The organism is Saltatorellus ferox (assembly GCA_007751475.1).
Lineage (GTDB): Bacteria > Planctomycetota > UBA1135 > UBA1135.
This window is the reverse complement of record CP036434.1, coordinates 983,748-996,405: the sequence shown is the minus strand read 5'-3', so window position 1 is coordinate 996,405 and position 12,658 is coordinate 983,748. Positions and strand designations below refer to the sequence as shown.

General features: G+C 64.8%; 9 protein-coding genes. 5 read left to right on the top strand and 4 right to left on the bottom strand.

What is annotated here, in order from left to right; all coding sequences use genetic code 11:
• Positions 1 to 153: 153 nt before the first annotated feature.
• Positions 154 to 1,179, bottom strand: coding sequence for a M29 family metallopeptidase (locus Poly30_RS03690; protein ID WP_145194672.1), 1,026 nt, complete (start codon positions 1,177 to 1,179; stop codon positions 154 to 156).
• Positions 1,180 to 1,351: 172 nt separating this feature from the next.
• Here Poly30_RS03690 and Poly30_RS03685 point away from each other — a divergent pair, with 172 nt between their 5' ends.
• Both Poly30_RS03685 and Poly30_RS03680 read left to right on the top strand, forming a co-directional pair.
• Positions 1,352 to 1,552: a hypothetical protein gene (locus Poly30_RS03685; protein ID WP_145194671.1), complete on the top strand. Its 201-nt coding sequence runs from the start codon at positions 1,352 to 1,354 to the stop codon at positions 1,550 to 1,552.
• Positions 1,549 to 1,758 carry a hypothetical protein gene (locus Poly30_RS03680; protein WP_145194670.1) on the top strand — a complete coding sequence of 70 codons (210 nt, stop codon included), beginning with the start codon at positions 1,549 to 1,551 and terminating at the stop codon, positions 1,756 to 1,758. Before Poly30_RS03685 ends, Poly30_RS03680 begins: the two co-directional genes overlap by 4 nt.
• 169 nt (positions 1,759 to 1,927) lie before the next feature.
• On the opposite strand, the gene Poly30_RS03675 is transcribed toward Poly30_RS03680, so the two are convergent.
• Entirely contained in the window at positions 1,928 to 3,583 is a 1,656-nt protein-coding gene (locus Poly30_RS03675) for a hypothetical protein (protein WP_145194669.1), read from the bottom strand.
• A 438-nt stretch (positions 3,584 to 4,021) separates the two neighbouring features.
• Between Poly30_RS03675 and Poly30_RS03670 the strand changes: the two genes are divergently transcribed.
• Positions 4,022 to 6,427 (top strand): hypothetical protein, encoded by a 2,406-nt coding sequence (locus Poly30_RS03670; protein ID WP_145194668.1) that lies wholly within the window; start codon positions 4,022 to 4,024, stop codon positions 6,425 to 6,427.
• 57 nt (positions 6,428 to 6,484) lie between these two features.
• Here the strand turns inward: Poly30_RS03670 and Poly30_RS03665 are convergent, their stop codons facing one another.
• Positions 6,485 to 7,375, bottom strand: coding sequence for a secretin N-terminal domain-containing protein (locus Poly30_RS03665; RefSeq protein ID WP_145194667.1), 891 nt, complete (start codon positions 7,373 to 7,375; stop codon positions 6,485 to 6,487).
• A 336-nt stretch (positions 7,376 to 7,711) separates the two neighbouring features.
• Here Poly30_RS03665 and Poly30_RS03660 point away from each other — a divergent pair, with 336 nt between their 5' ends.
• On the top strand, positions 7,712 to 8,737 hold the full coding sequence (locus Poly30_RS03660) for a flagellar hook-basal body protein (protein ID WP_145194666.1): 1,026 nt from the start codon (positions 7,712 to 7,714) through the stop codon (positions 8,735 to 8,737).
• 584 nt (positions 8,738 to 9,321) lie between these two features.
• Positions 9,322 to 11,271, top strand: a complete 1,950-nt coding sequence (locus Poly30_RS03655; RefSeq protein WP_145194665.1) for an NHL repeat-containing protein — start codon at positions 9,322 to 9,324, stop codon at positions 11,269 to 11,271.
• Between the two features lie 186 nt (positions 11,272 to 11,457).
• Here the strand turns inward: Poly30_RS03655 and Poly30_RS03650 are convergent, their stop codons facing one another.
• Entirely contained in the window at positions 11,458 to 12,513 is a 1,056-nt protein-coding gene (locus Poly30_RS03650) for a Leu/Phe/Val dehydrogenase (protein ID WP_145194664.1), read from the bottom strand.
• Positions 12,514 to 12,658 lie beyond the last annotated feature (145 nt).

Here is a 12,658-nt window from a genome sequence, read left to right as displayed (position 1 = left end):
CCAGCTCATGGGGTGGTACAGACTGACGCGGCTCCAGCGCGTGTTCCCTTCGTCGAACGAACTCGTCCAGACCTGAAGTTACGCCCGCGCACACTCTCTGACTGCCAATAAGGCAGACCCCTTAATAAACCGACTTCCGCCCCGCCGACCCGCTCAGACGACCCAATTTCCGTCTTCGTAGATGACATCGCCATCGAGGAGCACCCTCTCGGTCACGGCAAACACGTCCACATGGTGCTTGGCGGTCTTCTTGCGGATGTTGGGCTTGTTGTACATCGCGTGCTTGGAGCCGAGCGAGACGTGGACGCCGCACATGCGCTCGAAGGTTCCGATGTCCAGAACCGTGCGATCCTGGGTGAAGGCCCGGTTCATGCCGAGGCCGAGTTCGCGGAGCCAGACTTCCCCGTCGTCGCGCCGGATGCACTCCAGGACCTCCTCGAACTCCTCGGTGGAGTTCTCGGTGGCCACGACCCGCCCTTTCTCGATCACCAGCGTGATCGGGTGCGGCGGACGCTTGAGGTTGAAGGACGTGTCGCCGAAGAACGAGATCGTGAGGCGCCCATGCACGGCTTCGAGATCCCGCGATTCGGTGAAGACCTCGCCGATCGGAAACTGCCCGCCGATGTTCTTCATGCCCGTGTAGTCGCCGATGTTCATCTTCGCGGACTCGAAGCCCACCGGGAACGTGAGCACGGCGCCCGCGCTCTGCACGATTCCGACGGTGGCCTCGTCCAGTCGAGCCTTGAGCGCGTGCCCCACGCCGCGGAAGTACGCTGGATCGTAGGCGAGGGACTCGATGTAGATGAGCGCTTCCTCACCGGTCATGCGCGCGAGGTGCGGGTGCTCGACGACCTTGAGCGAGCGGTTGAACAGCTCGATGCGAATGCGGAAGGCGTCCAGGCGGAAGCTGGTCGACTGGATCATGACGACGAGGTCGCCGGGATGCAGGTCCTCGAAGCTCGCGCGAATCGCGTCGGCCTCCGTCGCATTGAAGTCGATGAACGTCGCGTCCGGGAGGCTCAGCCGGTAGGCCTCGGTGAGCGCCCTCGAGAGCTCCGAGTCCCCGTCCCAGACGACCACCGCCGCGGCCTCGTCCGTGTGACCGATGGCGAGCGCAAGGAGGTCGCGCGTGTGGTTGGCTGCCGTCTGGATGGCGTCAGGATGGAAAGTCGTGTTCATTCTGGGAGTAGAGTAGACGACGGAGCCGCGCGGCGGAGGCTCATACGCTGCAGGGAGTGACGAAGCGTGAGATCCGCCTTATCCTGGGGCGGTATGGATCATTGGGCTATCCGGGGTTCCGCCGCGCCTTCCCGCGCGCAGGACCGTCCCCCTACCTCGAATTCAGGTCGCCATGCGCTTCCTTCGCTGCTCCCTCACCGCAGCGCTCCTCGTTGGCGGCGCTCTCGCCCAGACCCTTGACTATTCGGTCCACGGCGAGCACCTCGACGCCCATATCGGCACAACGCTGGACGTCGTGCCGGATATCGACGGCGGAGTGCTGTTCCGCATCGTGGGCCCGCCCGCGCGCGAAGAACTTCCAGAGCCTACTTGAGAGCTGTCGGCGGGCCTGGTGATTCCGGCTCGGTCTGGCTGGATGACGCCAACGCCGTGGTCGGACTCCACTTCGCTGGCCAGAGAGATCAATCGGGTGCACTGGCCAGCCCCATCAGCGATGTCTTCGATGCGCTCGACGTCATCTGGAGCCGAGGAGTACGAACGCACGATCTGCTCGAGATCGTCGACAACGTCCTCGACTGACCTGCGCTACAGACCACGGCTCGCGAGTGCAGCCATGCCGGTCGACGGCCCTGTTCTCGCGATGCCCAGAGGCTCGCCCCTCGTCGATTCTGATCAACGTCTTTCGTTCGGGTTTCGGGAGTCCCAAGAGGCACGCGCGGATCGGACTGAACCTCGCCTTTCCCTCGGCTCACCGAAGATCGATCGCGAGACTCGCCGTGAAGTTCGACGTCGGTGGGCCACCGGGGGAGCTATCGCGGTGCCAGAGCTGGAAGTACCAGGTCTCTCCAGGCTGTGCGGCGACCGCGCCAAGCGGCTGGGGCAGCGCCGTCAGATCCACGACCGTCTCGATCTGCCCTTGCGCGCCGCTCGATTGGATCTGTCCCACGAAACGGCCGATCGCGCCGCCCAGGCAGAGGTTCCCCGAACTCCCGCCCGGCAACGCCGAGAACCCCGCGGTGCGTGAGGTCAAGAGATAGCCGAACGCCATCTGCGGCAGGCGGCTGGCTCGCAGGCGCACGTCGTTCTCGGCCACGTAGCTGGAGCCCGAGCCGACGAGACGGCCCATCTGGCCGGTCGAGTTCGGCCTGACGACACAGCTCGTCGTGTTGCCCACCATGCGCTCGATCGTGACGAGCGCTGTCTCTCCACCCGCGTGCTGCACGACGGCGAGCAGGGCCTCGCCCGAACGGCCGATCGCGAGCGTCGGGCTCGCCACGAACATGTCGGTGACGAGCTGCCCACTCACGAGACTGACGCCCGACTCCAGCACGACATCGTCGCCATAAACGAGGACCTTCCCTCCTCCAAGCCGGACGATGAAGGCCGCTTCCCCGGAGTCCGAGAGCTCCAAGCTGGTGTTGTCGAAGGAATAGACGATCTCTGTCGGGCGAGCCGCAAGCAACTGGCTCTCCTCCGCCAGCACGCCACCCGCCGTCGAGACGAGCAACCCGATCGTGGTCTGTGGGGTTCCGACGGTCGCGGAGACGGCCCGGATCCCGCCCGGCGCAGCGGCAACGGTGATCCCGAAGAGGCCAGTCCACGGATGCCCCGAGGCCGCGGGCGATCCCGTGCCAGGGACCGCGATGACGCCTCCGCTCGTGGCCACGGCGTGGCGGAACGTTCCGGCGTCGTCGAAGGCGACGGACACAGCGTACGTCCCGTCGCTCGCGACTGCCGGACGCTGACCGATCCACGTGATCGGCCCGGCGAGCGCCGCCGGCGAGGAACCCTCGGCGGCGAGCAACGAAACGCCGGGCGACCCGGCGAGGCCGCCGTTCGTGAAGTCGAGGAGAAAGGCCGCTTCCACGTCGACCGAGCCCGGGACCCCTACCGTCGCGGCGACGACGGCGTAGGGCAGCGCGACGGCGACGTGGTCGAAACGTCGATAGGTCGCAGAGGCAGGCACGCCCGGCGCGCCCACCAGCGCGCCGCTATCCAGCGTGAACGTGGAACCGATCGACAAGCGTGAATGAACGGCCGAGCCGGAAGCGGGAGCATACCGATAGGCCAGCGCCAGCGTCCCGTCACGATCGAGGTCCATCCCGGTCAGGAACTCCACGACGTCTCCGTTCGCGAGGGTGTCGCCCTCCGCGAGAACGATCTGGCCATCGACCAGAACGACGGAATCCCTGGAAGAGCTTGGCTCGGTCGTATGGACCAGCGCAGCCCATGCCCCGGCCTCGCTCATGGCGATCGAATCAGAGAAGTCTGCAACCTCCCAGCCGTTCGCCAGGACGTCTCCTGTCTGGACGACGATATGGCCCGCATTCTGTGCTCCGCCGAGCCCCGTGGAGGCCAGAAAGGAGATATGGACGAGGACCACGGTGTCGAATGAGAGCTTCATATGGCTCTCCTGCGGGAGACCGACGGGCCGCCACCGAGTTTTCAGCGATTCCGGCGAGGAGCGCACCGGGAGGAAGCGCAAACCATCGCGTTTGAGCGGCGTCAGAATGAAATCGCGGGCGGAGAGAATGTGCTCGAACGTGGTCTGCACCTCATCCGCTCGAAACCGTGCGCCGGCGGAGTGGCATTCGCGCTGTCTTCGGCCCGTCTTCCCGAGGCCTTGGAAACCTGGGGGAACCGGACCCGGTTGGAAAGGGCGGTCCAGAACTCGGAATCGGTACCGCCCAGCAAAGGAAGACCAGGGGACCGCGACGAGGGCCAAGAGACGTCGCAGAAGAAATCCCCGGAAAGCCGTGAAGCCCGGTTACGCGCGGCAGATCGGAGAGCGGCCATGGTCGACGTCCGACCTGGCAAAGCCCTTCTCCAACGGCAACCTCCCATGCTACTTCTAGCCTACCTGGCCGCGCTCTCACTTCAGGCAACCACCCCTGACGTGGCCACCCCTGACGGGGCCAGCCCTCCCCAGGAAGCTGTTTTCCAGCCTTCCCAATGGATCGCTCCGGCGCCCGCTCCGAGCTTCCATCGATCGGACGAACAGCTCGCTGACGCCTCTCAGGTCGACCTTCAGATCCCTGAAATCGTCTACACCGACGAGATCGACGGCGTTCTCTGGGCTCGTACGCGCGACTACAAGGTCCGCGTCACCGGGGACGAGTTCACCTACTTCCCGTTCCTCGGCTCCGATGCGAAACAGCACTGGCCGGTCTCCTGGCGACTCTCCAGCGTTCGGATCGGTGGCGAAGAAGTGGCTCTGACCGACGGCCGCGCCCTTCACTCGCACGAGAAATTCGTTCAGGACCTCGGCGACGTCGACGTCGTCTACGACCTCTTCACGGACCACGTGGCGCAGACCGTCGTCGTCGATCTGGCCGGGCGAAGCGGAGCCGCCGTGGTCGAGTTCGAGCTGACGACGGAGCTGGCGACCAAGCTCGCCGGCAACGCCCTGAACTTCGATGGTGAGCGCGGCGGCGTCCGCGTCAGCCGCCCCTTCGCGGTCGAGTCGAGCGGGAGGCAGCGGCCGATCTTCGTCGAGCTGGAGGGCTCCACCCTCCGGATGGAGGTGGACGCCGAAATCGTCTCTCGATCCGGTTCCACGCTGGTGATCGATCCATTCATCAGTACGTTCTCCGTCGACACCGTGATCTCGCCCCAGTACGAGCCGGACGTTTCCTACTGCTACGCCACCGATACCTTCACGTACGTGTACACGGACGGCTTCACCAACGGGGACCTCGACATCTACGTCACCCGCGTCGACAGCTCGGGTGGCTTCGTGGGTGGAATCTACGTCGACCTGACGACCGAATACTGGAGCAAGCCGAAGGTCGCCAGTGCCCAGTTCCACAGTCAGCAGCTGGTGGTGGCACGGCGCTGGATTTCGGGGCCCGGCCAGACCTTCGAAGTCATGGGCCGAGTCCTGACCACGGCCTCCACCAGTCAGACCGTGGGTCCGCCAATCGTCATCGGTGACGCCACGAACTGGAACAACAGCGATCCCGACGTGGGCGGTTCCCAGCGGAACGCGGCCGACGCACAGTTCATTGTCTGCTGGACGCGCGAATTCAATTCCGGGTCGCTGCAGGCGCGGCACAGGCTGGTCTCGTCCACGGGCACCCTCGGTCCACTCCAGGCCACCTTCCCATCGACGAATCAACAGCCGGGAGTCAAGGTTTCCCACTCAACAGGAGACCCGACCGCCGTCAACCGCTGGAACGTGGCGGTCGAAGAGCACGGTACGACTGCTCCCTACAGCCGCGCCGTCGTCGGGCTGCAGTTCGCTCCGAACGGCGTTCGTATTGCTGGAGCGCTCTACAGGGATTCCGTGGCGCCGCTCTACAACGGGCAGCCCACCAAGAGTCACATGGACGTCTCCGACGGCATCGTCAAATTCGGGAACTCCGAGCCGACCTACATGATCGCCTGGGAGCGACGTGGCCTCATCGGCGTCTTCATCCGCTATGACACGCTGATCGATCGAAGGCTCCTCGTACGGTGGTCGCAGGGAACGCAGAGGCATCGGCGTCGAGATCGACAGGCTCAGGTCAGTACCACGGCCGAGCGATTCATCGTCACAGGCTCGCCTTGGACCCGCCTCGTCGCGCAGGACCGATGGGCGCATGTCAGCGTCTTCGACCTGACGGACCGAGACAAGATCGTGCCCTCGGAGGCGATGGTGGAGTATGACCGTTGCAACGCCCTCTTCAACGACCCCGATGGCTTCCCCTTTCCTCTCGCGGTTGCTTCTCGATTCTCGGGAGGCTTTCAGACGAGCCGCTATGCGCACCTCGGCTGGTCGAAGTACTGCCCCGGGGTGACGACCGAGCGGGATGTGAGCGGAGCTCTCTTCACGGCGAACTCGCCTCCGGCGATCGGCATCACCTTGCCCTGTTTCAATAGCAACAACGCGTCTCGCCGCGCAGCCATGGCCGTGCTTTGGGGGAATCGAACCACGACATCCTACAAGACCCTTGCTGTCTCCTTTCTCCCACCGGGTGGACTCGCGCTGGCCTTTGCCGGACCAAGCCCGGCTGGCGCCACCACTAACGCTTATGGCGTCTTTCTTTGGCCACTTTGCATGGACGTCTCGCAGTCGACAGGAATCCCGTTCGTCGCGGATTCTACCGGTAGCGCCACGGTCAATTTCGACCCGACATCACTCCCCTACGGACTCGGGGGCTCCTCGGCCATGGCGGGTCAGACCTGGGGCTTCCAGGTCGTCTACCCCGACACGACGACGCCTGGTACGCCGATGCGACAGTCAAACGTCGTCTACCTCGACTTCTGATGCAGCGCCCAGGCGGCGGTACCGGCCGTCGTTTCGGTACCGCCAGTTCTTCCCGAACTACTTCGAGGCGCCCTTGCCGTCCAGGGCAGCGATCAGCTGCTTGATGCGTTCGAGCCGACTTGCGGGAGCGTTCACCAGAATCGAGTTCGTCCGGGCGTCGGGGAGGAACTTCAGGCCAGCCGGTCCCTGCGTTTCGGCTTCGACGCCAAAGGCAGCGTTGAGGAGGGTCACCACGTCGTCGGCGACGGCGTTCTCCAGGCGGATCAGCTCCATGGTGGTGACGTATTTTTCGGCTCCATCGGCGGCGGCTGCATCGATGGTTCGCAGCGTATCGGCGAGGCCTACGAGGCTTTGCCCGATGCCCACGATCACCATGGAGTTCGAGTTGCCGGCTGGCAGGAGCTGCTGGGTGTTGGCGTCGGTGATCATCGTCCGCATCGAGTTGGACACCTGGCGCACGTCCGTGTGCGGGAGAGTCACCACCGTGGTGAAGATCATGGCCGGGTGCGCCGCCGCCAGGTGCAGGTCTTCCGGCTCGAGGAAGATCGCCGCGGAGCGGATGTTGCTGCGGGCTGGCGTGGAGAGGCTCTGGATCTCGAGGAGGCGCATGCCGTCGCGCTTGAGCGGCGTCAGGACGAAGTCGCGGGCGAAGAGGATGTGCTCGAACGTGGTCTGCACCTCATCCGCTGGAATCGTCATGTTTCGATCCAGGTGGACCGGTGACTGCATCAGGAGGCTCTGCGTGTCTGAATGGGCCGTGATGTGCTGTCCAGTGAGCTCCCCGTATTTCTCGACCATCGACCAGCAAGTATCCGCGTTCTCGGGGTCGTCCACGACGAGGGTCATCGGCCCGCTGGGAGTCGGGAAGAGCCCTGCGAGGGTGCTGATGGCTTCTGTCCGGGTGTCCTGGGGCAGCAGCAGAGCGGCTGCGAGTGCGAGTGAAAGCATGGCGGAATGGTGGGTTTGGGTCGCTGGTGCGAAACGGGCGCCTTGAAAGCGGGCGCCGGCGGGGTGGCGTACGCGCTGTCCCTGGCTCGTCTTCCCGAGGCCTTGAAAACCTGGGGGGGTCGATCTTCTGGGCTGATCCTGGGGCTTCCAGGAGCCATTGGGGTTGGGCGCCACGCCGCGAGCGCGGATCCTGGCGGTGCTCGCGGAATCGCGGTCCGTGGCGCAGACTCCAAGTGCGGAAAGTTCCTGCGCGATCGACGTTCCAGTTCCGATCCATTCTGGCCGATCGGCTCTTGAAGGAGCGGGCGGTTCGCTCGGTCGCGATAGGAGATCCCCATGCTGAAGCACATCACGCCCGCCTTCACCGTCCTCCTCCTGGCTGCCTGCCAAAGCGCCGCAACGACGACGGAGGCCGAAGGTCCCTGGCGGACGCAGGTAGAGCAGAACCAGGAGGAATTCAGGCGCAAGATCGACGGGCTCCACACGCTTCTGGTGGCGAAGGGTTCCGAGCCGCAGGGCGGCATGGAACTGATCTCCCGGGTCGTGGCGCTCGGCGACCAACTGAATCACTTGGGTGCGCTCATCGCTGATTCGAGGGGCGGCCAGGTGTCCAGCGCGGCATTCGCCTCCTGGGCACCCGCCCGCGGAGGCGCCAACCGTGACATCGAGGTGCTCAAGGAGGCGCTTCTCGTCGCCGAGTCCCAGCGCGCTCTCCACGTCGAGAACATCGCCAACGCCGGAGTCCCGGGCTACAAGCGCCGCAGACTCCAGTCCGCGACCAGGATGATCGAACGGGAGGGCTCGCAAGCCCCGGAGATCCGCGGGACGGTCCGCGACATGCGGCAGGGAGTGCTCGATCCCACCGAAGACCCGCTCGACTTCGCCATCGAAGGGCCCGGCTTCTTCGAGCTGCAGCGCCCGGACGGAAGCCTGCTGTATCGTCGGGACGGCAGGTTTCGGCCGGATTTCAACGGCAGGCTCGTGACGAGCGAAGGCTTCCTTCTAACGGGTGATGTGGTCCTCCATGCCGACGCCGTGGGGATCACCGTGGCCCCCGATGGTCAGGTCCTCGAGCGAGGTGCCCGCCGCTCGTACCGGCAGGCCGGCAGAATGCAGGTCCATACATTCTTCAACGCCGGTGGCCTCGCCGCCCAGGGCGGCAACTACTACGCTCCAACGGCCTCCTCGGGCCAGGCCAAAGCGCGCCAGCCTGGCGCCGAGGAGGCGGGCCTGATTCAGCAAGGCCACGTCGAACGCTCGAACGTGAACCTCACGGACGAGGCGATCGCTCTTCAACTCATCGACCGACGGGCGGCCGCCATCCGGCTGGCCCTCTCCAGCCGGGGCGTCTTCGTTCCCTGATGCGGGAAGGAATGTGACCCGCACCGTCCTCGGCCCGCTCACTCGCTGGCGGGACCTACCCGTTGGCAGGTTCAGGCCCTCGGGCTCTCGGCTCTTCGGCTCTTCGGCTCGAACGACAGCTCCCTGCAGAAAGGGTCCGGGTAGCGGAGCCAGGGACCGGTCCTGGTTTGATTGGGCGAGTGGGGTGACGCTGGTCTGGAATCGAGACGACGAGTTCCGCCAAGGATGAGGGAACAAACTCGAAGCCTGCGTCGCTCTTAGTCCGCCTTTTGCCCTTCGCGGCAGAGCTGGACCCTTGGCTCGCGCCCCTGATCACCGGGAAGAAGTCGCTCCCTCAGACCTTGTTGCAGTAGCTCCAGGGGCCAGGGGGTGAGGTCTATCCCGGCCGGACAAGCTTCCGGTGGAGATCGCCCGTGGGGAACAGGCCTGTCGTGCCAGAGCACCTGGACCCGGTTTCGCGACGAAATCCGACGAGTGGGCCACTTTGGTCCACATCGCCTGCCCTGGATTCGTCCATCGATGCGCGCCCGTTTCGGGGCCGCATGAGGACCCGAGCGAAACTCCTGCTCTTCCCCCCCCCAAGAATGAAACGTCACCTTCTCGTCGCGGCCGCGTGTTCCACCACGGCGGCCTTCAGTCAGACCGTGGTCGATGGTTCGATCATCGCGAACAACTACTGCAACTCCACCTTCCAGTCCGTCGAAACGGGTTTCGGCGACAACGAAGGCGAACTCAACGGCGGCTTCGCCGTCCTCGATGGCGGCCGCCTCTATCTCGCCGTCACGGGCAACCTCCAGGCGAACTTCAACAAGCTGGAGATCTTCATCGACTCCATCCCCGGTGGAGAGAACGTCCTCAGTGGACTCCCCGGCAACGACCTGAGTTCGAACATGGCGGGGATGCGCTTCGACGCTGAGTTCGAAGCGGACTACCACCTGATCGCCCGGCGCGGCGACTCCGGCGGCCCTGTGTTCGACCTGGATTTCAGCCAGCTCGGCACGCCGAACTTCGACTCCTACCCCAACGTCTTCAGCGGCTCCAGTGAAGGCATCGGCGTGGTTGGCCCGGGTACGACCCACCTTTCGGTGATCGAGGTGGCCTACTCCGACGCCAACACGGTCGGCGTCCTTGGCGGCTGCGGCCCTGCCTCCCTCGCGGACTCGTTCAGCGCTCAAACAGGCCTCGAGCTTTCGATCGCGCTCGCGGACCTCGGCAACCCCACGGGGATGATCCGCGTCTGCATCTTCCAGAACAACGAACAGCACAACTACGCTTCCAACCAGTTCCTGCGCGCGCTTCGTCCGCCCCAGTGCAATCTGGGCGGCGACGGCCTCGGCAACTTCACGGGGACGCTTGCCGGTATCGACCTGAACCTGTTCCCAGGGGAGCAGTTCTTTCGCGTCGGACCGTGCCCGACGACGACGCCGCTTCCAAGGCCGATCTTCGGCGTCGACCTGCGCAACGACCGTCTCTTCACGACGGACGTCGAGGACTACAGCGACCACCAGCGCACCTTGGCGAGCTATACCGGCGAGTGCGATGCGCTCGACTTCTCCGCCAACGGAAGAGAACTCTGGGCCATCGATGGCCTCACGACGGGCACCTTCGACATCGTCACGGGCGCCTTCACGCCCGCCGGTACGCTCAGCGGCCCGGCCAGTGCTTCCGGCCTGACGGCAGCGCCGAACGGAGTGGACTGGTACCTCAGTGAGAACACCGTTTCCGGCACGAATCTCTGGGTGGGCGACATCACGACCGGTGTGTTCAGCCTCGTCGGCTCGATCGGCACCCAGGTGGTGAGCGACATCTCCATGGACGCGGTCAACGTTCTCTATGGGGTGGACACGACGATGGACCGATTGCTTCGAATCGACACCGCCTCGGGCACTCCGGAGGACATCGGCCCCACGGGCATGCCCATGGCTATCGGGCAATCCGTGGACTTCGACTGGTCCACAGGAATCCTCTACGCCGTGCTCGATCTCGGAAATGGCGCGGGAGCCTTCGGCAAGATCAACACCTCGAGCGGTGCGTTGACGATGATCGAATCGACGACGCCCCTCGACGCTCGGATGAAGATCGCGGTTCGTGTGCCTGGCTACTTGACGAACCAGAGCATCTGCAACGGCTTCGAGAATTCGACCACGCTACCGGCGCGCCTCCAGATGGTCGGCAGCAGCCTTCGCTCCGACAACCTGGCCGAACTGACGGTCCACAACCTTCCACTCAATTCGCTCGGCTACTTCATCAACTCGCCTGACCTCCCGTTCACGGTGGTCTACCCGGGTGGCTCGCAGGGAGCGATCTGCATCGCGAGCGTGAGCAATGGCCGCCACTCCGTCCAGATCAGGAACTCGGGCACGACGGGCGCCGTCTGCCTGCCGCTCGACCTCTCGCAGATCCCTCAGCCCACGATGCTCGTGAGCATCATGGGGGGAACGACGTGGTCCTGGCAGTACTGGTACCGCGACATCCTCCCGACGGGTGGCTCCACGTCGAACTTCTCGAACGCGCGCACCGTCCAGTTCTTCTAACCAAGACCTCTACTGTCCGCCGCAGGGTCAGCGACGGTACGGAACCCGACCCAAACCTGGCGGTACGGAACCCGACCCAAATCCGCCACGTTTCTGAACGGCCCTGCGCCGCGTCGGAAAACGTGGCGGATTTAGGTCGGGTTCCGTACCGCCAGGTTTCGTACCGCCGTCGGTCCTGCGGGCGAACTACTGCAGCTGCTTTGCCGCTTCGATTCGCTTCTCCGCCAGACGGTTCGCGGCGCGATTCGTCGCGATTCCCTCTTCGTCGGCGAGCTGGAAGACCTCGGTGAGGTTGTCGTCGATTCGGTTGATCTTCTCCATCGCGACCTCTTCGTTGTAGCCGCCGGGGTGACGCTCGACGCTGACGTTGATGATGCCCGCCGCGTTCACGACGTAGTCGGGGGCGTAGAGGATGCCCTTCTCACGCAGCACGTCGCCGTGGTGCGGCTCGAGGAGGATGTTGTTCGCGCAACCGGCGATGATGTCGCAGGTGAGCTGCGGGATCGTCTCGTCGTTGATCCCCGCGCCGCGGGCGCAGGGGGCGTAGATGTCGCACTTGACGCTGAGATGCGTCGCTTCCGGCACGGACTCATAGCCGTACTTCTGGCAAAGCTCGGCCACGCGCGACTCCTTGATGTCGCAGATCGTGATGCGAGCGCCGCGCTCCTTGAGCAGGCGGGCCATCTCGCCGCCCACCGCGCCCACACCCTGGATGAGGATGTGCTTCTGGCTGAGGTCCTTCGAGCCGTAGCGGTACGCCGCCGCCGTCTCGATGCCGACCACGCAGCCGTAGGCCGTGTAGGGACTGGGGTTGCCGGAACCGCCGTGCTCGCGATCGAGGCCCGCCACGTACTCGGTCGTCTTCTTGACGTTGAGGAGGTCCTCGGCGCTGATGTTCATGTCCTCCGCCGTGATGTAAGTCCCGCCGAAGTCATCGATGAAACGTCCCATCGCCTCGAAGAGCGCGGGGGACTTGATCTTGTCCGGATCGCCGATGATGACGCACTTCCCGCCGCCGAGACCGGTGTCCGCCACCGCCGACTTGTAGGTCATTCCCTTGGCGAGGCGGGTCACATCGAACAGAGCCTCCTCCTCGGTGGCATAGTTCCAGAGACGCATTCCACCCAGCGCGGGTCCAAGGGTCGTATCGTGGACCGCGATGAGGGCATGGAGGCCCGAAGCCTCGTCAATGCAGCGCGCAACGCGCTCGTAGCCCTCGACGGGGATGTCTGTGATGTTCATGCTGGCGGGAAAGATAGGCTCACGCGGATAGTGCGGAAGGGAGCGCGGATTCTCATGCGAGGTTCAGCTCCTGAATTCGTTCAGCGGGCCAAAATGCTACCCGATCTGCGTCTCAGGCGATACCCAGGACGCGCCTGCGGCATCT